This window comes from Bacteroides gallinaceum (assembly GCF_030373775.1).
Lineage (GTDB): Bacteria > Bacteroidota > Bacteroidia > Bacteroidales > Bacteroidaceae > Phocaeicola > Phocaeicola excrementipullorum.
Map to the genome: position 1 here is coordinate 129673 of NZ_JAUDEN010000004.1, position 18303 is coordinate 147975.

Genomic DNA, 18303 nt, shown 5'->3' on the forward strand with positions numbered 1-18303 from the left:
CTAGTCGTTCAACATCATGGGCATCAGCAGCATGAGCAAGTCTTCGTTTTCGTTCTGTTCTTCCGGAACGATGACTCCGGCTCTTGACGGGTCGGCAAGTTCCATGATTACGTTCTGCGAGGAAATGTTGTTCAGAATGTCAATCAGGAATGACGATTTGAACCCGATGCTCATTTGCGCTCCGTCGTAAAGGCAGGTTACGGTTTCTTCAGCCGCCGTGGAGAAGTCGATGTCCTGTGCGGATATCTTGAGCGCGTTCATCGAAAGGCTCAGTTTGACCAGGCTGACCGACTGTGAGGAAAACACGGCAACGCGCTTCAGTGCTCCGAGCAGTGTCAGGCGGTCTATTGTGGCGCAATTCGGGTTGCGCTGCGGAATAACCGAATTATAGTTCGGATAGCGTCCTTCAATCAGGCGGCAAGTCATCTGGTAGTCTTCCAGCGTGAACGAAGCGTTCCGGTCGTTGAACTCGATGCGCACATCTCCGTCTTCTTTCGGAAGCAGGTTCTTGAGCAGAGTAGCCGGCTTTTTGGGCAGGATGAACGATGCGTTCGCATCCCCGTGTGCCAGGGAAGTCTTGTTGCGCACCAGCTTCTGTCCGTCGGTTGCAACCAGCGTGATGTCGGCGGCTGTGATGTCAAAGTATACGCCGTTCATCACCGGCCTCAGCTCGTCGTCGCCTGTTGCGAACGTGCAGCGGTTCACGCCGTTCAGAAGGACTGCCGAGTTTATCGTAACCTGTGTGGCATTATCTCCCAGCACAGGCGTTTGCGGGTATTCGTCGGCATCTTGCCCCACCAGTGAATATTTTCCGTTCTGATAATATACGGTTATTTCAAGGTTGTCGAGATTTATGTCAAATGTGAGCGGCTGTTCGGGTATTTCCTTCAGGGCATCGAGCAATGTCTTCGAAGATACGGCAAAGCAGCCTTCTCCCTCGTACTGGTCCGTTTCGATCGACGTTGACAAGACTGTATCGTTGTCAGATGCCGTCATCGACAGTGTTCCGTCAGTAAGCTTGATCAGGAAACAGTCTAGGATAGGGAGTGAGTTCTTTGAATTGATAACTCGGCTTATAGCCTGCAGATGACCGAACATGGCGGTGCTTGATACGATAAAATTCATGGTAACTTCTATGTTTTGTCTTTAGTTGAAATTCTTTTTATTCATGTTGATACTGTCTGCCAAAGTTACGAAAAGATTGCGTATGGCACATAAAAAACTTCTGAAAAATTAGTATACTTCTTCAGAAAAGACTAATTTCGTTGCCGAATTTAAATGAAGAAATATGGAATTAGCAGGAAGAGTAATCGCCGTTCTTGAGCCTAGAGGCGGTGTTTCTAAAACGGGAAATCCGTGGAAAGTACAGGAGTATGTAATTGAAACTCATGACCAGTATCCGCGTCGCATGTGTTTTGACGTTTTCGGAGAGGACAAGATAAACCAGTTCAATATCCAGGTGGGTGAAGAACTGAACGTGTTTTTCGACGTTGATGCCCGTGAATGGCAGGGCCGCTGGTTCAACAGCATCCGCGCGTGGAGAGTTGACCGTGTGAATCCGATGCAGCAGGCTTCTGTGCCCGATCCGTCGTTCCCTCCCGTAAATGCGGCTCCGGTTCCGCCGGCAGACTTTGCTGCGACAGACGAGAAAGACGACCTTCCGTTCTGACGGCAGTTGGCGGATTCGGCTGAAACAAGAATGAGGGCGTGCTGTGGCAGGATTTCCTGACCGTGGCACGCCCTCATTTTTCCCGGACTCCGGCATCAAGAGTTCATGCTCATCAGGAACTCATCGTTGTCCTTTGTCTTTTCCATTTTATCTTTTACCAGCGTCATCGCTTCAATCGAATTCATGTCGGCGATGTACCGGCGCAGAATCCACATGCGGTCGAGCGTGGTCTTGTCAAGCAGCAGGTCGTCGCGGCGGGTGCTTGATGCCACCAGGTTGACTGCCGGGAAGATGCGCTTGTTGCTCAGTGTGCGGTCGAGCTGAAGCTCCATGTTTCCCGTTCCCTTGAATTCTTCGAAGATCACTTCGTCCATTTTCGATCCCGTGTCGATCAGCGCTGTGGCGATGATGGTCAGAGAGCCTCCGCCTTCGATGTTGCGCGCCGCTCCGAAGAAGCGTTTCGGCTTGTGCAGGGCGTTGGCGTCTACACCTCCGGACAGGACTTTTCCGGAAGCCGGAGATACGGTGTTGTATGCACGTGCCAGTCGGGTGATGGAGTCGAGGAAGATGACCACGTCATGTCCGCACTCTACCATTCTTTTTGCCTTCTCCAGTACGATGCCCGCAATCTTTACGTGGCGTTCGGCCGGTTCGTCGAAAGTAGACGCGATGACTTCCGCCTTGACGCTGCGGGCCATGTCTGTCACTTCCTCCGGACGTTCGTCAATCAGCAGCATAATCATGTATACTTCCGGATGGTTTGCTGCGATGGCGTTGGCTATGTCTTTCATCAGGATTGTTTTACCGGTTTTCGGCTGTGCCACGATCAGTGCGCGCTGGCCTTTTCCGATGGGAGTGAACAAGTCTACGATGCGGACCGACAGGTTGTCGTTATAGCCCTTGCAGAGTTGGAACTTTTCTTCCGGGAAGAGCGGAGTCAGATGGTCGAACGGAATCCGGTCGCGTACGAGCGAAGGGTCGAGTCCGTTTATTTTTGACACTTTCACCAGCGGGAAATACTTTTCGCCTTCTTTCGGCGGGCGTATGGTTCCTTCTACCACATCGCCTGTCTTCAGGCCGAGCAGCTTGATCTGCGACTGGGAAACATAGATGTCATCGGGAGATGAAAGATAGTTGTAGTCCGACGAGCGGAGGAATCCGTAGCCGTCAGGCATGATTTCAAGAACGCCCGTTCCTTTCAGTATGTCGTCAAAGTCGTATGGCTTTTCAACGGGGCGTGCAGGCTGCTGCACTGTCTGTGCGGATGCCTGGGCTTCCGGCATGTTTTGTCCGCCTTGTGTATTGTTATGGTTGTTGTTGTTCTGGCGCGTGCGGTTGTTCCGGTTGTTCTGGCGCTGCTGCTGGCGTTGAAACTTTTGTTTCTGTTCTTTCTGTATGGTCGGCGCCTCCACCTTTGTCGCTTCGAACTTTCCGAGCAGCTCTGTGGGTATTTCGAAATTTTCAGACGGGAGGTCTTCGATTGGAATAAAGTCTTCGGAGCTTTCCGTATTGAGCGGAGGCAGCTTCATGTTATCGTTTTCCGGCTGCGGTGCGGCGTCCTTTGCCTGTTCCTGCATTTCGGCTGGCGTTTCGGCCGGTTCCGCTTCTTTTTCTTTGGCTATTGTCGATTTGTTTTTCGATCCCGGCTTTCTTCCTCTTTTTGCTTTCGGTTTTTCTTCCGCTTCCTTTTCCGTGCTTTCAGGCTTGGCTGCGGGTGCTTTCTCTGCTGTTGCGGCAGCCGGCTCTTCGTTTGCGGGCATGTCTTTGAAAAGAGGTGCCGGTGCCGGAAGTGCCGGCGGCGGAGTCGTTTCTACCCGCTGTGCCTTGTCTTTTGTTGCGGTATATACTTTGTTCCCTTCTTTTTTGACACTGATGCGCGAGCGTTTCCGCGGTTGTCCTTCTTTCTTTTCTTCTGCTGCTACCTTCTTTGTAGCTCCGACAATCGCCTGCTCGTCCAAGATCCGGTAAACCAGCTCTTCCTTGCGGAGTGATTCGGTTTTTGTCAGACCCAACTCTTTGGCAATCTGTTGCAACTCGGACAAGTCTTTGTCGTTTAATTGAATAATGTTATACATAAATAGTTAGAAATGATTTTTTGATGTGTTTGGTTATCGGCAGACATCATGAAATGCCTGCAACGGGATGCTCTTTCCGTTTTTCACACGTCACATAATTATAAAAATGATTGTTATTTTTTGGTTGATTGAAATTATAAGAGAGAATACGCACAAGTGTGTGTCCACAGTCTCGCTTATGCTTTTCTAAGGCAAAAGTAGCTATTTTTATTTTACCGACAAACAAAAGCTGATATTTTTTATCCGGATGGCCCTCAGATTGGCGGAAAAACGCTAATTTAGCACATGAGAAAAGATTTAAAGTCAGAAATGTATGAAAAAAGTGATTTTTACGAAGAATGCTCCGGCGGCTATAGGCCCCTACAGCCAGGCTGTTGAAACGGATGGCATGGTGTTCCTTTCGGGACAGATACCGGTAAATCCGGCTACGGGAAGTGTGGTTGACGGCGGGGTGAAGGAGCAGACCGCCCAGGTGTTCGAGAACATCAAGTCGGTGCTTGCGGAAGCGGGGCTGACGGTGGAAAACATTGTCAAGACAACGGTGTTTCTGAAAGACATGTCGCTGTTTGCGGACATGAACGAGGTTTATGCCGGATATTTCGACAAGGATTTTCCTGCGCGTTCGGCTGTGGCCGTAAAGTCCCTCCCGAAGGATGTGATGGTGGAAATCGAATGCATTGCCGTAAAGTGAAGCATTCCGGCGGCTTTTGCCGGGGGCGTCTGACGTCCTGATGCGGACGATGGAGATGGGGTGTGCCGGAAGAGGGTCTGACATGCTGCCGCACGGATGCGGAGCCTGTCCTGTTGCGGCACGTCCCCGTTTTTTAACGTATTTCTGATTTACATGAATGACAAAATAAAAATGCTGAAACTGAACCGGTTGTTCCCGCCTGACGAGAACAGATGGAAATTGGCTACCTATGCGCTGATCGTTCTGATTGTGCTTGGCTCTACCTTATATATATACAGATATGAGCCGTTTTCTTCAAGGATAGAAATTACGAATGAACTGGGAGGCAATATATTCCCCGTAACGATTCTTTCGACGGCTACTACTGACGCCAATCTGGTTGTCCCTGCCGACAGCAATTACCTCGGCACCCCCAAGTCGTGCATAGCGGTACGTGTAAAGAGCACGCATGCCAACAGCAAGTTCCGGGTGGAGATGGCGGAAACGCCTTTCTTCTCCCGTTCGGTGTCGGAGTTCATTCTCCCGAAGGCAGACTGTGAGTATCTTGTCTTTCCGGATATCATCTGGGACTACAAGGCGTTGCTCGACAATGAGCAGGCCATGCCGGTAAGCGTGGCTGTCCAGGCGGAGCTGAACGGAAGGAAGCTCAGCGGCAATGTCCACACCTTTTCCATGCGCAGCATCAACGAATGTTTGCTGGGGTATATGGACAGCAGGATGAAGTTTCACGATACGGGCGACTTCTTTGCGGCCTACGTGAACGAGGACAATCCGAACATCAGCCAGATATTGCGCGAGGCTCTCGATTCGCGGATCGTGAACCGTTTCTGGGGATACCAGAGCAAAGATCCGAAGGTAGTGGACAAGCAGGTATACGCGCTTTGGTACGTGCTTCAGAAAAGAGGCTTCAAGTATAGCTCCATAAGCAATACCAGCCTGTCGTCGAATGTGGTGTTCACGCAGCGTGTGCGGACGTTCGACGATGCGTTCGAGTCGGCCCAGATCAATTGCGTGGACGGAAGCGCGCTTTTTGCCTCGCTGCTGAAAGCCGTCAACATCAACCCGATTTTGATCCGTGTGCCCGGGCACATGTTTGTGGGCTATTATACCGACCGCTCGCACACCAACATCCATTTTCTCGAAACGTCGATGATAGGCGATGTGAATCTGGACGACTTCTTCCCGGAGGAGAAGCTTGATTCCACAATGGCCGGAAAGTCGCAGGAAAGCATTTCGAGGCTGATGTTCGAAAAGTCGAAGGAGTATGCTACCCGCATCTACAACGAAAACCGCGAGCAGATTCATTCGGGAAAGGTGAACTATATGTTTCTTGAGATCGACAAGGCTACGCGCGCGCTCATCCAGCCTGTCGGAAAATGACAGGCGGTGGCTGGCAGATGTTCGGTCGGGGGGCAGAAGGGAGGAGCTGTGCAGGCTGGCGGAAGGTTTACTTCCGGAAGAAGGTTCTGGCGCGTTGAAAAGTCTGTCTTCAGGCTGAAGATGCAGATATTCAGCCTGGGGATATATATCTTTAAGGTGGAGATTTATATCTCCAGCCTGGAAATAAAGAATTTCGCGGGCAATCCGTTGTTTGCGGATTTTTTAATAAAACTGTATTGTTATGGAATTGACTTATCTTTATCACAGCGGCTTTGCCCTGGCGGGCGAAGGCTTTACCGTGGTGTTCGATTATTTTGAAGATACGGTGTCCGGAACGGAAGGGGCGGTGCACGAAAGCCTCCTCAAGCGTCCGGGGCGGTTTTACGTGCTGTCGAGCCATTCTCATTCCGATCACTTCAATCCGCAGGTGCTTGAGTGGAAGAAGGTTCGTCCCGACCTTGTTTTCGTGTTCTCCAAAGATATTCTCGGCCATTGCTCCGTGCCTGAGGGTGATGCGGTGTGGATGGAAGAGGGGGACGTGTATGCGGACGGACTGATTGAAGTGAGGGCTTTCGGATCGACGGACATCGGGGTTTCCTTTTTGCTGGAAGCGGAAGGGAAGACCATCTTTCATGCCGGAGATCTCAACAACTGGCACTGGATGGATGAGTGCGAAGAAAGCGAGTGGAGGGGCTATGAGAATGATTTCCTGCGCGAACTGGAAACGTTGGCGGAATATGCCGGAAGGGTAGACCTGGCAATGTTTCCCGTAGACCCCCGGCTGGGAAAAGAATACATGCGTGGCCCGCGCCAGTTTGTGGAACGGATAAAAACAGCTATCTTTGTGCCGATGCACTTTGATGAGGCTTATGCGAAGGCGGCGGCATTTGCTCCGGTTGCCCGGGCAAACGGAGCGAGGTTCGTCGAACTTGCGCGGAGAGGGCAGAGCGAAGTGTTCTGGCAACAAGAATGTGAAACTAAAATTAAATGACTTATGAAGATTAAAGGAAGATTTGACCATTTCAATATCAATGTGACCGATCTTGAAAGGAGCATCGCCTTTTACGAAAAGGCTTTGGGACTGCATGAAATAAACCGCAAGGAAGCCGCAGACGGTTCGTTTGTTCTGGTCTATATGGGGGACGGGCAGACCGGCTTTATGCTGGAGCTGACTTGGCTGCGCGACCATGACCAGCCCTATGAGCTGGGGGAAAACGAGAGTCATCTGTGTCTGCGCGTGGAGGGTGACTACGACGAAGCCCGCAGGTTTCATAAGGAAATGGGCTGCGTGTGCTTTGAAAACGAAGCGATGGGACTTTATTTCATCAACGATCCCGATGACTATTGGATTGAAGTGCTTCCTGTGAAATGACGGAGCGAAAAGACATTTGTCATTTCCGCAAATCAGTACTGTTTTACTATAATAATTGTTACGATGAGAAAATATATATCTCCCGGCTCATGGTTTTCATTGCAATATCCTGACAGCTGGCGTGAGTTTGAAGATACGGAAGACAGCTTCTTGTTTTATAATCCGGACAAGTGGGACGGAAACTTCCGCATTTCGGCCTATGAAGGGCAGAACCTTGGTTATGCGAAGGAATCGGTTGACTACGAACTGAAGAATGTGCGCGGCTCCCGGCGGGTGGAGATAGGCGGACGGACGTGCGCCTATTCTACTGAGAGCTTTCAGGAAAACGGAGCCTGGTATACTTCGCACATTTGGGTTACCGGCCGGGGAGCGGTGTGCGTGGAATGTTCGTTTGTCGTTCCTAAAGGAGAAAGTCCCAAGCCGGCCGAGAAAATCATCGCTTCGCTGGAAATACGCAACCGTGGCGACAGGCCGTGGAAGGAGGTGATTCCTGTGCGCGTGATGGAAATCAGCCTGATCAATGAGGCATACGACTGGGCTGTGTCGACAATCAAGAAACAGCTCACCAAGGATTTCACTGACACGAAAGGTGATGTGGCGAACATTCAGAAAGTGATGGACAGCGGACGTTTCGGCAAAGGGCAGCGCCAGGCTTGGGAAAGCTTCGGCATTGCTTTCGGCACTATCCTGGTGAATGAGATGGACGGAATGGACTGGGTGACAGTCATCGACGGGAAAAAAGAGATTCCCGCTCTGCGTTTTGGAGGCACGGACGTGATGGTGTATCCGACGCTTTTGGTGTGGAACAAGGTGAAGGACGGCGGCCGCTGCGATCTGGCAGCCGAATATGAGCATATCCAGTCTGAGGTGGAAGCGGCTCTGGAAGAGTGCGACGGTTCGACATCTCCAGCTAAATAAGTGGCTTATGGTTGCGTATCTACAAGTAGAAGACCTTACCAAGTCGTTTGGCGAACTGCTTTTGTTTGAGAAGATTTCGTTCGGCATCGCTCAGGGGCAGCGCGTGGGACTGATTGCCAAGAACGGTTCGGGAAAAACGACGCTGCTGAACATCCTGGCCGGAAGAGAGGGATATGATGAAGGGAGGATCACGTACCGGAACGACATTCGCGTGGGCTATCTGGAGCAGAGTCCGCACTACCCGGAGGATCTGTCGGTCATCGAAGCCTGCTTCTATCACGGGAATGCCGTGGTCGATCTGATCAGGGAATATGAGAAATGTATGGAAACGCCCGGAAATCCCGGACTTGACAGGCTGCTGGCGCAAATGGAGCAGGAAAAGGCTTGGGACTATGAAAGAAAGGCCAAGCAGATTCTTTCGCAACTGAAGATTCACGACTTCAGCCAGAAGGTGAAGTTTCTCTCAGGCGGACAGCTCAAGCGGGTGGCGCTGGCCAACGTGCTGATCACCGAACCCGACTTTCTGATTCTGGACGAACCTACCAACCATCTTGATCTGGACATGGTGGAGTGGCTGGAGGAGTATCTCGGGCGGAACAGCGTGACTTTGCTTATGGTGACGCACGACCGCTATTTCCTCGACCGGGTGTGCAGTGAAATCATCGAAATAGACAACCGCCAGATTTATGGCTATAAGGGAAATTACAGCTATTACCTGGAGAAGCGTCAGGAACGGATTGACGCGACGAATGCTGAAATTGCCCGGGCAAACAATCTTTACCGGACGGAGCTGGAATGGATGCGCAGGATGCCTCAGGCGCGCGGACACAAGGCGCGCTATCGGGAAGAGGCGTTTTATGACCTGGAGAAGGTGGCTAGGCAGCGGACGTATGATGCAAGCGTAAAGCTCGACGTAAAGGCTTCGTATATCGGATCGAAGATTTTTGAGGCGGAGCATCTGTGCAAGAGTTTCGGCGATCTGAAGATTCTTGACGACTTCTCGTATATATTCTCGCGCTATGAGAAAATGGGCATTGTGGGAAACAACGGCACAGGAAAGTCTACTTTCATCAAGATTCTGATGGGCATCGAGAAGCCGGACAGCGGAAAGCTGGAAATCGGAGAAACGGTGCGGTTCGGCTATTATTCGCAGGACGGGCTGAAATTTGACGAGCAGATGAAGGTGATTGATGTGGTTACGGACATTGCCGAGGTGATCGAGCTGGGAAACGGAAAGCGTCTGACCGCCTCGCAGTTTCTGCAGCACTTCCTATTTACGCCCGAAACCCAGCACAGCTATGTCTATAAGCTGAGCGGAGGGGAGAAGCGCAGGCTTTATCTTTGCACGGTGCTGATGAGAAACCCGAACTTTCTGGTGCTCGACGAGCCGACTAACGACCTTGACATCGTTACGCTTCAGGTGCTGGAAGAATACCTTCAGAACTTTAAGGGGTGTGTGATTGTAGTGAGCCACGACCGTTATTTCATGGACAAGGTGGTGGACCACCTGCTGGTGTTTAACGGGCAAGGCGACATCCGCGACTTTCCGGGGAATTATTCGGACTACCGCGAATGGAAAGAGGCCAAGGCCGAGCATGACAAGGCGGCCGAAAAGCCCAAGGAAGAAAAGGTGAAATATGTGCGCCAGGATACCCGCCGCCGCATGACGTTCAAGGAAAAGAGGGAGTTCGAGCAGCTGGAAAAGGAAATAGCGGAGCTGGAGGCCGAAAAGAAGGCCATTGAAGATGCGCTTTGCAGCGGCACGCTGGGCGTGGATGAACTGACGGAAAAGTCGAAGCGTCTGCCTTTGCTCAATGACGAGCTGGATGAAAAAAGCATGCGGTGGCTGGAACTCAGCGAAATAGAGAATCCATAGGCCCCATAGACGAAACAGGATGAAGGCTTTGTTCAGGCACGCCTTCATCCTGTTTTGCCGTATGCTTCCGGCTGTTTGTGCTGGATCCGGCTGTCCGTATGTTTATTGAGCCTTCAGCGATTTGTTTATCTCTTCGATGTAGTTGAGGATTTCATCGCGTCCGGTTTTCTTTTCCGATGAAGAGATGAAGTAGGGAGGAAGTTCTTCCCATTGCTCTTTCAGCTTTTCCAGAAAGGCATTGACATTTGCCTTGAGTTTTGATCCGTTCAGCTTGTCGGCCTTGGTGAAGACAATGGCAAACGGCACTCCGTTTTCTCCCAGCCATTCGATGAAGGCCAAGTCGATCTTCTGCGGTTCCAGTCGGCTGTCTATCAGCACGAACAGGCATGTCATCTCCTCGCGTTCCAGCACGTAGGATTCGATGAGCTTCTTGATTTTCTCCATCATCACCTTTCCTCTCTGCGCATAGCCGTATCCCGGAAGGTCTACGAGATACCATTCCTTGTTGATGAGGAAATGGTTGACAAGCAGTGTCTTTCCGGGCGTTGACGAAGTCATAGCCAGTTTGGAGTGGTTGGTCAGCATATTAATCAGGCTGGATTTCCCGACGTTTGAACGTCCGATGAAGGCGTATTCGGGCAGGCCGGTTTGGGGACACATGTCTACCCGCGAGTTGCTAATTACAAATTCAGCGCTGGTTATTTTCATGATTGAAGTCGTTTTTGGGGTTAAAAAATCATTTTGCAAAGATAATCATTTTATTGATTAGTCGGGGCATGAGCAGCCGGCGATTAATGATTATTATTTGTCTGGTATCCGTTTCCGGCTCAGTGCCGCCAGTCCGCAGAAAGTGAGCAGACCGTTCAGCATCAGCATTTCGTAGCCGAACTGATATCCGGTGGCCGCCGCAACCATGTGGTCGGTCAGGTAGCAGATGACCGGAGATGCGATGGCGATGTATGGAATGAAACGGTCGCGCACGCCGCGCCGGGTGAACAGTCCGAATGCAAACAGACCGAGCAGCGGACCGTATGTGTAGGATGCAAGCACGTAGATCGTGTCGATCACATTCCGGCTTCCGATAGCTTCGATCACGAGAATGCAGCCGACAAACACGGCCGAAACCAGCAGATGCGCATATTTCCTTACTTTCTGAGCCTTCTGTTCGGAATAGCGTTCAATGCCCAGGATATCGATGCAGAAGCTGGTTGTCAATGCGGCAAGCGCGGAGTCGGCGCTCGAAAAGGCGGCTGCGATGATGCCGATGGCGAAAAGCACGAGAACCGGATAGCCTAAATAGCCCCCGGCGGCGAAAAAGGGGAGGATGTCATCGCCTTTGGCGGGAAGCGTCAGGTGAAGCTGGGTTGAAGCGATGAGCAGCAGCACGCCTAACGTGAGGAACAGCAGGTTTACCGGCACGAACGAGAAGCCGTAGCAGTACATGTTTTTTTGCGCTTCTTTCAGGTTGCGGCACGAAAGGTTTTTCTGCATCATGTCCTGGTCGAGCCCGGTCATGACAATCGTGATGAAGATTCCGCTGAAGAACTGCTTGAAGAAGTTTTGTTTTGAATGCCAGTCGTCGAACACGAAAATGCGGCTGTGTTCGTTCTCTGATACGGCTTTGATGACTCCTGCTGCGTCAAGGTCCAGCAATGAAGCCACTTGATACAGAATCAGTCCCAGCGCCAGCAGCAGGCAGAGCGTCTGGAAACTGTCGGTCCATACAATGGTGCGTATCCCGCTTTTCCGGGTATACAGCCAGATGAGCACCACAGTTCCGATTACGGTTGCCGAAAAGGGAATATCGTATGCGTCGAACACAAAATGTTGGAGAATGACGCACACCAGGTAAAGCCGGGCAGCGGCTCCCAGCATTTTTGAGAGCAGGAAGAACGAGGCTCCGGTCTTGTAGGCATGGTTCCCGAAACGTTTTCCCAGATAGGTGTAGATCGAGGTCAGGTTGAGCCTGTAGTAAAGCGGAAGCAGCACGTGGGCGATGATCAGATAGCCGAAGAAGAATCCGAAGCAGGTCTGCATATAGGTCATGTCGATGCTTCCGACCATTCCCGGCACTGATACGAAGGTCACTCCCGAAAGGGAGGCTCCGATCATTCCGAAAGAAACGATATACCAGGGCGACTGGTGGTTTCCGCTGAAAAATGCGTCGTTGTCTGTATGGTGTCTGGCCGTGATGCGTGCCACAAGAAGAAGCAGTCCGAAATAGACCGCTATGGTGATTAAAATGAATGTTCCGTTCATGTGTCGTAATCTGTAATTAGACAAAGATACGCAAAGATACGAAAACTCCTTAAATACTCACAAAGTAATTTATCATTCCATAAAGTTTTTAGTGCTTTGGGGAAAGAACTTTATGTATTTAAGGTTCCCGGAACGGAAAGCTACTTGCCGGGGGCATCAACAATGACCGTCTGATTGATGAGAACGACTTGACTTCGTATACCAATTATACGGGATTGAGAAAAGGCGATGCTGATTTTGAAGGCTATATCAGCAACGGTGATTTGAATTGCAACGATTTGATAGACGCTTACGACATCTCTGCCGTAGCCACCCGGTTGGATGGAGGTGCGGAAGTAGCTTCGGCTGATACCTTGGGAGGAAAGATCACATTCAAGGCGTCGAAGGCAATGTATGCCAAAGGTGAAACTGTGGAGATCGAAGTGAAGGGACATGGCTTGCGGGCTGTCAACGCTCTCAGCTTTGCGTTGCCTTATGATGCGGAGGCTTATGAGTTTGCGGGCATTGATCCGGTCGGCGTGCAGGCTATGCACAATCTGACAAACGACCGCCTGCACACCAATGGCGTGAAGGCTCTTTATCCGACTTTTGTCAACGTAGGCAACCAGAAGACTCTGGAGGGTGACAGTACGCTTTTTGTCATCCGGTTGAAAGCCAAACGTGACTTGAAGTTCGACCTGAAGCCGGTTGATGGAATCCTGGTAAGCAAGTCGATGGAATACATCAGGTTCTGATGGAGTGAGTGTGTGTCAAAACACAAATAAACTTCCATTTTGTCATTGGCGGCAAAGCGGAGGATTTCTGTTTGGCAGCCGGATTCTGTTTTGATACACCCTTTTGCGGAGGCGCATAATTGGCGGATGCCGCGGATTTCCACCAGTCCGCGTAATTCCGCGATTTATGCGCCTTCTTTATGATATTTTTCGTATTTTTGCGCCTCAGAGAAAAACAGAAACTGGAGAAACGATATATGAACCAACAATATCCGTCGGCCTTGCTCGAGAAAGCGGTGGGAGAGTTTGCAAAACTTCCCGGAATAGGCCGGAAAACAGCCATGCGCCTGGTGCTGCATCTGCTCAAGCAAGACACGTCTGCCGTAGAAGCGTTCAGCAATGCCATGACCACGCTGAAACATGAAGTGAAGTACTGCAAGATCTGCCATAACATATCCGATACGGAAGTATGCGGCATCTGCTCCAATCCTTTGCGTGATGCGTCTACCGTGTGTGTGGTCGAGAATATACGCGACGTGATGGCAATCGAGAACACCCAGCAGTATAAGGGACTGTACCATGTGCTGGGAGGAGTCATCTCGCCGATGGACGGAGTGGGCCCTTCGGATCTGGAGATCGACAGTCTGGTGGAACGTGTCAGGGAAGGCGGCGTCAGGGAAGTGATTTTCGCGCTCAGCTCTACCATGGAAGGCGATACGACCAACTTCTATATCTTTCGCAAGCTGAGCGGTCTGGACGTGAAGCTGAGCGTCATTGCGCGCGGCATCTCTGTGGGCGATGAATTGGAATATACGGATGAGGTTACTTTGGGACGTTCGATTTTGAACCGTACCGCATTTACCGGAACAATGTAAATTTTATTGGGAATGGAAGAAAAAATAAAGAAACTGCTCTGCCTGCTGAAAGCGGAGTATGCCCTGTTCTGGGTGCTGAATGTTGCGCTGGTCGTGTTGTATGAAACCGACACCCTGCCTCAAGGAGCTTTTGTGGGGGATGCGCAGATGGATTATATCATGCAGGCTTCGGGAATACTTCTTGCCTTGTGCATGATTCCTCTTTCGCTCCGCATGTTCCATCTGTCGCTGGTAAAGTATGTCAGGAAGCTTTCAATCTCCGAAGCGCTGACAAGTTACCGCCGTTGGAGCGAGGTAAGGATGGCGATGCTTGTCGTGCCTTCGCTCTTTAACATGACTGCTTGTTACACGACCATGAATACGACCGGACTTCTTTGCGCCGGCATGGTGATGCTGGCTTCTCTTTTCTGTGTTCCGGGATACAGGCGCATGGTGGAAGAGCTTGACTTGCAGAAAAACGACACGTCAAATATAGAAGGCCATGAAAACTGAGAAAAGAATCCGCTTGCGTGCTCCTGAGCCGGAAGATCTGGATGTGCTGCTCTCCATTGAAAATGACGAGAAACTGTGGGAGGTAGGAACTGCCACCGGCCCTTACTCGCGCTATCAGATGAAACGGTATCTTGCAGAGATGCAGAACGACATTTACATCGACCGCCAGCTGCGCCTGATGATCCAGCACGAAACGGCAGGTGTGGCAGGAATCATCGACCTTTGCATTTTCGATCCGAGGCACAGCCGTGCGGAAGTAGGCCTTGTGGTGCGGGAAGACATGCGCAGACAGGGAGTCGCCCGTGAGGCGCTGGAGATGCTTGAGCGGCACTGCTTCGGCCTGCTGGGCATTCATCAGTTGTATGCCTATGTGCCGCGGCAGAACACGCCTTCACTCGCTCTTTTCCGGTCGGCAGGCTATGCGGAGGTTGCAGTGCTGAAAGATTGGGTAAAGACCGGGAGCAAGTTTCAGGATGCCGTTCTTTTTCAGAAAATCAATTCAATTCGGGGAACGGATTAGTTGAATGACGGGTATATAGGGTATTTAGCCCAAAGACTGTATTTCTGTCCCAGACCGTTCATGCTGTCATTCCATAGTTTCGCATTATGATAGTCAAGCAGCTGGTCGCTGTGGCTTTTCCCCACCATCCAGCTGTTTTCCTGTATTTCTCTCTGCAGCTGTCCGTTGCTCCATCCTGCATACCCTGCAAAAAAGCGGATATGGCCTTCTACCGGATTGCCTTGAAGGATATACTGTTTCAGTTCTCCGAAGTTGCCGTTCAGGTAAAGTTCATTGTTGAGTTTCAGCGCGCCTTCGAGCGCATTGATCGTATGAATGAAAAAGATGGTGTCCCTGCCGATAGGCCCCCCCTTGAATACTGGAATCCCCGGAACCGAGTCCAATCCCGGAATAAGTTCGTTCAGTGTAATATCGTGGTGAAACATTTGGTTCATCACAATCCCCATACTTCCTTCTTCATTATGAGTAACCATCAGAATAACCGTACGGGCAAAGTGATAATCAGACAATAATGGGGAAGCGATAAGTATACTTCCCATAGCTGGAAGCGCTTTGTTTGTTTTAACTTGAAAGATGCGCATGTCCATATTCTTGGATTTTTAATATACTAAGATACTGTTTTTTTTGTTAAGAAACAAAACTGTTTCCGATTCTTTCTCTTGCATCCGCTGCCAGAGGCTGTCTGCGGGGTATTGGCGGCATTTTTTTTGTTATCTTTAACCTTTCAGCCATGTCTGCTCCTCTGCTCTTGTTTCAGAAAGACAGGCAGAGGAGCAGGGCGTCCGTTGTCACACCATGTCTTCTCCCATGCGCACCACCGGCACCCGGACGGTCTTGTGGAACGGCACGAAACGTGAAATGACGGCGATGACGAGTGTCACGACAAACATCCAGCCCAGCATGTGTTTCAGTGCGAGCAGCATGCTTTGCTCTTGCAGCACGCTGTAAAGGCTGTTGGTTGCCAGCTGCATCGCTTCGTCGATCCCGTGTCCCTGCGCAAGGTTGTTTCCGAGAGCGGACGTATAGCGCGAGGCTGCGAGGGTGTCGACCATCGTCATGTTTTCTGAGAGCTGCACCATGTATTTCTGCTGGAGCCGGTACAGCATGTTGCTGTAGAAGGCGGAAGCCATTACCGGGGCAAGCACGGCGCGGAATGTAATCAGAAAAAAGGCGTTGTAGATAAGCAGTTTCGGGTTGAGGTCTTCAACAACAAACAGTCCGAAGGCGATGAGCAGCACCATCATGCCCAGCCCCCGGAAGAAAAGGGGGACAAACAGCTGTTCGTAGGTGCTGTCGGGCGAGATGGTGAAGTAGAGCATTCCGAAGAAGACCACGAAGCATGCCATCCCTCCGGCAATGAGGAAACGGAAACGCCAGCGCTGCCATCTGAACCACCAGAAGCAGATGAAGGCTCCCAGCAGATAGCCGGGAAGCAGATAGATGTACAGTGTGTAGTTGTGCACATTGTCTACGCGCAGTATGCTGGTCATGTAGTTGCTCAACAGCGTGGTGGATGTGCTGAAGAACATGACCAGTATCATGTAGAAATAACCCAGGATGGCTTTCCACTGGAACATGGGCTTCAGACTGACGTAAGGTTTCGGAGAGTTGAACTGCTCCCAGAGGAAAAGCGCGACGAGCAGCGGGGCGATCACGATGTAGACGCAGATCTTGGGCGATGCCATCCAGTCGGATATTTTTCCGTAGGTGATGACATAGATCAGCATCAGCAGTCCTGTGGAGATGATGACCATTTCGCGCAGGTGGAGTTCCTTGAGCGGCACTCCTTTTGACGGGCGGTCGTGGCGGAGCAGGATGATGACGAACAGAATGGCCAGAATGAGCATCATCATCATGAAGTAGTACATGTACTTCCAGTCATAATGATAAGCCAGAAGAGCCGTGACAATCATCGAAAGCTGTCCCCCGCTGAAGACCAGCGGATAAAAGTAGGCATAGAACTCGCTTCGCACGTCGCCTGGGCTGAAGATGAACTTGATGCGGCGGATGAGCCACAGCATGAGAAAACCTTTCAGGAAGCCGATGACGAAACTGAAGGTGATGAGCAGTTCGGTGTTGGCGGAACGTGCGCAGATCCAGCTCAGAAGGAACTGGAGGGTGAGGTCGACCAGCAGCAGGGACTTGCTTGAAAAGGAGTTCAGCACCTTGGGCACGATGGGATAGGCGATGGCCATTCCTGCCGATGCCGCATAATAGCCGATGGTGATGTCTTCGGTGTAGGCTCCGAGCGTGTTCGACACTTCTACCATGCTTCCCGTGTATGTTCCGTTCAGCATGGTGACGGGAAGGATGATAAAGAACACCAGGCCTACAGCCACCCAGTCGGGCACCCACCGGCGAACCGGTATGTCTAGTTGCTGGGCCGTCATCATCTCTTCAGCGCTTCAGTTTCTACCATCATTCCGGCGCGGAGCTGCTTCATGTCTTCTGCCGTCACATTGTCCAGGTCGATGCGCACGGGGATCCGCTGCTGCACCTTCACGAAGTTGCCTGCCGAGTTGTCGGTGGGAACCAGCGAATATTTCGAGCCGGTTGCTTCGGAGATTGCCGTGACGTGGCCGTGAAACACTTTGCCCGGCACTCCGTCTACTTTGATTCTTACGGGCTGTCCGATGTAGATGTTGGCTATCTGTGTTTCGCGGTAGTTGGCGGTGATCCATTTGTCTGACTGGCGGACGAGGTAGGAGAGTGTCTGTCCGGCCGAAACATACTGCCCGGGTTCCAGCGTCCGCCGTCCCATGTAGCCGTCGTAGGGAGCCGTGACCACCGTGTATGAAAGATTCAGGTTGGCAAGGTCCAGTGCGGCTTCGGCGCGCAGGATGGCCGCCTTGACGTTCACTTTCCGCTTGTTCGTTTCAGCATACTGCGAGCGTGCGGCATCTTTCTGTTTGACGAGGGCGTTGTAGCGCGCCCGTGCGGCATCGTAGTCGGCCTTGGCCTGGTCGTATTGCTGTTCGGGCACAGATTCTTCCTCTAGCAGGCGTTCGTAGCGGTGAAAGTCCTGCTCGGCTTTCCAGAGCCGGGCCTTCGCTTCTTCCAGCGTGGCGTTCTGTTCTCCGATGCGTGTTTCGGATGTTTCGATGTTTGAGCGGAGCACTCCCTTCGAACCTTGCGCGTCCATCAGGGCTGCCTCTGCCTCTTTCTGTCTGATGAGGTATTCGCGGTTGTCGATCACCACCAGCGTGTCGCCTTTGCGCACGAACTGGTGTTCGCGGAAGCGCACGTCCTGGATGTATCCTGACACACGGATATTTACCGGCGAGATGTACTGGTCGACGAAAGCGTCGTTTGTGATTTCGTAGCTGATATACCGCCAGAAATAGTTGACTGTCCAGAGCAGTCCGGAGCTGGCTATCAGCATACATACCGTGTTCAGGATGATATTGCGTCGTTTGCGTCTTTTCAGCCGCTTGTATTTCATTTCGATTGAGCTCATAGTGGT

At 51.3% G+C, this 18303-nt stretch carries 17 protein-coding genes and 1 pseudogene; 11 read left to right on the forward strand and 7 right to left on the reverse strand.

All coding sequences use genetic code 11. The features are described 5' to 3' along the window. Positions 1–1125 carry a DNA polymerase III subunit beta gene (gene dnaN / locus QUW60_RS03805; protein WP_289558540.1) on the reverse strand — a complete coding sequence of 375 codons (1125 nt, stop codon included), beginning with the start codon at positions 1123–1125 and terminating at the stop codon, positions 1–3. A 163-nt stretch (positions 1126–1288) separates the two neighbouring features. Here dnaN and QUW60_RS03810 point away from each other — a divergent pair, with 163 nt between their 5' ends. Further along, positions 1289–1669 (forward strand): DUF3127 domain-containing protein, encoded by a 381-nt coding sequence (locus QUW60_RS03810; RefSeq protein WP_258337506.1) that lies wholly within the window; start codon positions 1289–1291, stop codon positions 1667–1669. Between the two features lie 95 nt (positions 1670–1764). Here QUW60_RS03810 and rho read toward each other — a convergent pair whose 3' ends face one another. Continuing rightward, positions 1765–3744 carry a transcription termination factor Rho gene (gene rho / locus QUW60_RS03815; RefSeq protein WP_258337505.1) on the reverse strand — a complete coding sequence of 660 codons (1980 nt, stop codon included), beginning with the start codon at positions 3742–3744 and terminating at the stop codon, positions 1765–1767. Between the two features lie 313 nt (positions 3745–4057). Between rho and QUW60_RS03820 the strand changes: the two genes are divergently transcribed. The 6 genes from QUW60_RS03820 (at position 4058) to QUW60_RS03845 (ending at position 9981) form a co-directional block, all read left to right on the forward strand. Further along, entirely contained in the window at positions 4058–4435 is a 378-nt protein-coding gene (locus QUW60_RS03820) for a RidA family protein (RefSeq protein WP_289558544.1), read from the forward strand. A gap of 171 nt (positions 4436–4606) precedes the next feature. After that, positions 4607–5815, forward strand: coding sequence for a hypothetical protein (locus tag QUW60_RS03825; protein WP_289558546.1), 1209 nt, complete (start codon positions 4607–4609; stop codon positions 5813–5815). A gap of 241 nt (positions 5816–6056) precedes the next feature. After that, the gene (locus QUW60_RS03830; RefSeq protein WP_289558548.1) at positions 6057–6806 is read left to right on the forward strand and encodes an MBL fold metallo-hydrolase; all 750 of its coding nucleotides are present in this window, start codon (positions 6057–6059) and stop codon (positions 6804–6806) included. A gap of 3 nt (positions 6807–6809) precedes the next feature. Continuing rightward, positions 6810–7187 (forward strand): VOC family protein, encoded by a 378-nt coding sequence (locus tag QUW60_RS03835; RefSeq protein WP_258337501.1) that lies wholly within the window; start codon positions 6810–6812, stop codon positions 7185–7187. A 63-nt stretch (positions 7188–7250) separates the two neighbouring features. Continuing rightward, positions 7251–8105 carry a DUF3805 domain-containing protein gene (locus QUW60_RS03840; RefSeq protein WP_258337500.1) on the forward strand — a complete coding sequence of 285 codons (855 nt, stop codon included), beginning with the start codon at positions 7251–7253 and terminating at the stop codon, positions 8103–8105. A gap of 7 nt (positions 8106–8112) precedes the next feature. Continuing rightward, on the forward strand, positions 8113–9981 hold the full coding sequence (locus tag QUW60_RS03845) for an ABC-F family ATP-binding cassette domain-containing protein (protein ID WP_258337499.1): 1869 nt from the start codon (positions 8113–8115) through the stop codon (positions 9979–9981). Between the two features lie 102 nt (positions 9982–10083). Here QUW60_RS03845 and yihA read toward each other — a convergent pair whose 3' ends face one another. Together yihA and QUW60_RS03855 are read right to left on the reverse strand one after the other, a co-directional pair. Then, a complete protein-coding gene (gene yihA / locus QUW60_RS03850) occupies positions 10084–10689 on the reverse strand; it encodes a ribosome biogenesis GTP-binding protein YihA/YsxC (protein WP_289558551.1) in 606 nt (201 codons plus the stop codon). A gap of 93 nt (positions 10690–10782) precedes the next feature. Beyond that, a complete protein-coding gene (locus QUW60_RS03855) occupies positions 10783–12240 on the reverse strand; it encodes a sodium:solute symporter (RefSeq protein ID WP_258337497.1) in 1458 nt (485 codons plus the stop codon). Between the two features lie 99 nt (positions 12241–12339). Here QUW60_RS03855 and QUW60_RS03860 point away from each other — a divergent pair. The 4 genes and pseudogenes from QUW60_RS03860 to QUW60_RS03875 form a co-directional block, all read left to right on the forward strand. Then, a pseudogene (locus QUW60_RS03860) lies at positions 12340–12974 on the forward strand (TIM-barrel domain-containing protein); the annotation flags it as partial. 236 nt (positions 12975–13210) lie between these two features. After that, positions 13211–13828 carry a recombination mediator RecR gene (recR, locus tag QUW60_RS03865; protein WP_258337496.1) on the forward strand — a complete coding sequence of 206 codons (618 nt, stop codon included), beginning with the start codon at positions 13211–13213 and terminating at the stop codon, positions 13826–13828. Positions 13829–13840: 12 nt separating this feature from the next. After that, the gene (locus tag QUW60_RS03870; protein ID WP_289558554.1) at positions 13841–14320 is read left to right on the forward strand and encodes a hypothetical protein; all 480 of its coding nucleotides are present in this window, start codon (positions 13841–13843) and stop codon (positions 14318–14320) included. Then, positions 14310–14840, forward strand: a complete 531-nt coding sequence (locus tag QUW60_RS03875; protein ID WP_289558556.1) for a GNAT family N-acetyltransferase — start codon at positions 14310–14312, stop codon at positions 14838–14840. The genes QUW60_RS03870 and QUW60_RS03875 overlap by 11 nt, the downstream gene beginning before the upstream one ends. On the opposite strand, the gene QUW60_RS03880 is transcribed toward QUW60_RS03875, so the two are convergent. From QUW60_RS03880 to QUW60_RS03890, 3 genes are all read right to left on the reverse strand, one after another. After that, a complete protein-coding gene (locus tag QUW60_RS03880) occupies positions 14837–15427 on the reverse strand; it encodes a YqgE/AlgH family protein (protein ID WP_258337493.1) in 591 nt (196 codons plus the stop codon). The two genes, QUW60_RS03875 and QUW60_RS03880, sit on opposite strands and share 4 nt — an antisense overlap. 201 nt (positions 15428–15628) lie before the next feature. Next, positions 15629–17233, reverse strand: coding sequence for an MFS transporter (locus QUW60_RS03885; RefSeq protein WP_289558558.1), 1605 nt, complete (start codon positions 17231–17233; stop codon positions 15629–15631). Beyond that, positions 17230–18297 (reverse strand): HlyD family secretion protein, encoded by a 1068-nt coding sequence (locus QUW60_RS03890; RefSeq protein ID WP_289558560.1) that lies wholly within the window; start codon positions 18295–18297, stop codon positions 17230–17232. Before QUW60_RS03890 ends, QUW60_RS03885 begins: the two co-directional genes overlap by 4 nt. Between the last annotated feature and the right edge of the window lie 6 nt (positions 18298–18303).

Bases quoted from the DNA above. Each gene is read 5' to 3' on its own strand.
- dnaN (WP_289558540.1), bottom strand. From the start codon at position 1,125: ATGAATTTTATCGTATCAAGCACCGCCATGTTCGGTCATCTGCAGGCT.
- QUW60_RS03810 (WP_258337506.1), top strand. From the start codon at position 1,289: ATGGAATTAGCAGGAAGAGTAATCGCCGTTCTTGAGCCTAGAGGCGGT.
- rho (WP_258337505.1), bottom strand. From the start codon at position 3,744: ATGTATAACATTATTCAATTAAACGACAAAGACTTGTCCGAGTTGCAA.
- QUW60_RS03820 (WP_289558544.1), top strand. From the start codon at position 4,058: ATGAAAAAAGTGATTTTTACGAAGAATGCTCCGGCGGCTATAGGCCCC.
- QUW60_RS03825 (WP_289558546.1), top strand. From the start codon at position 4,607: ATGCTGAAACTGAACCGGTTGTTCCCGCCTGACGAGAACAGATGGAAA.
- QUW60_RS03830 (WP_289558548.1), top strand. From the start codon at position 6,057: ATGGAATTGACTTATCTTTATCACAGCGGCTTTGCCCTGGCGGGCGAA.
- QUW60_RS03835 (WP_258337501.1), top strand. From the start codon at position 6,810: ATGAAGATTAAAGGAAGATTTGACCATTTCAATATCAATGTGACCGAT.
- QUW60_RS03840 (WP_258337500.1), top strand. From the start codon at position 7,251: ATGAGAAAATATATATCTCCCGGCTCATGGTTTTCATTGCAATATCCT.
- QUW60_RS03845 (WP_258337499.1), top strand. From the start codon at position 8,113: ATGGTTGCGTATCTACAAGTAGAAGACCTTACCAAGTCGTTTGGCGAA.
- yihA (WP_289558551.1), bottom strand. From the start codon at position 10,689: ATGAAAATAACCAGCGCTGAATTTGTAATTAGCAACTCGCGGGTAGAC.
- QUW60_RS03855 (WP_258337497.1), bottom strand. From the start codon at position 12,240: ATGAACGGAACATTCATTTTAATCACCATAGCGGTCTATTTCGGACTG.
- recR (WP_258337496.1), top strand. From the start codon at position 13,211: ATGAACCAACAATATCCGTCGGCCTTGCTCGAGAAAGCGGTGGGAGAG.
- QUW60_RS03870 (WP_289558554.1), top strand. From the start codon at position 13,841: ATGGAAGAAAAAATAAAGAAACTGCTCTGCCTGCTGAAAGCGGAGTAT.
- QUW60_RS03875 (WP_289558556.1), top strand. From the start codon at position 14,310: ATGAAAACTGAGAAAAGAATCCGCTTGCGTGCTCCTGAGCCGGAAGAT.
- QUW60_RS03880 (WP_258337493.1), bottom strand. From the start codon at position 15,427: ATGGACATGCGCATCTTTCAAGTTAAAACAAACAAAGCGCTTCCAGCT.
- QUW60_RS03885 (WP_289558558.1), bottom strand. From the start codon at position 17,233: ATGATGACGGCCCAGCAACTAGACATACCGGTTCGCCGGTGGGTGCCC.
- QUW60_RS03890 (WP_289558560.1), bottom strand. From the start codon at position 18,297: ATGAGCTCAATCGAAATGAAATACAAGCGGCTGAAAAGACGCAAACGA.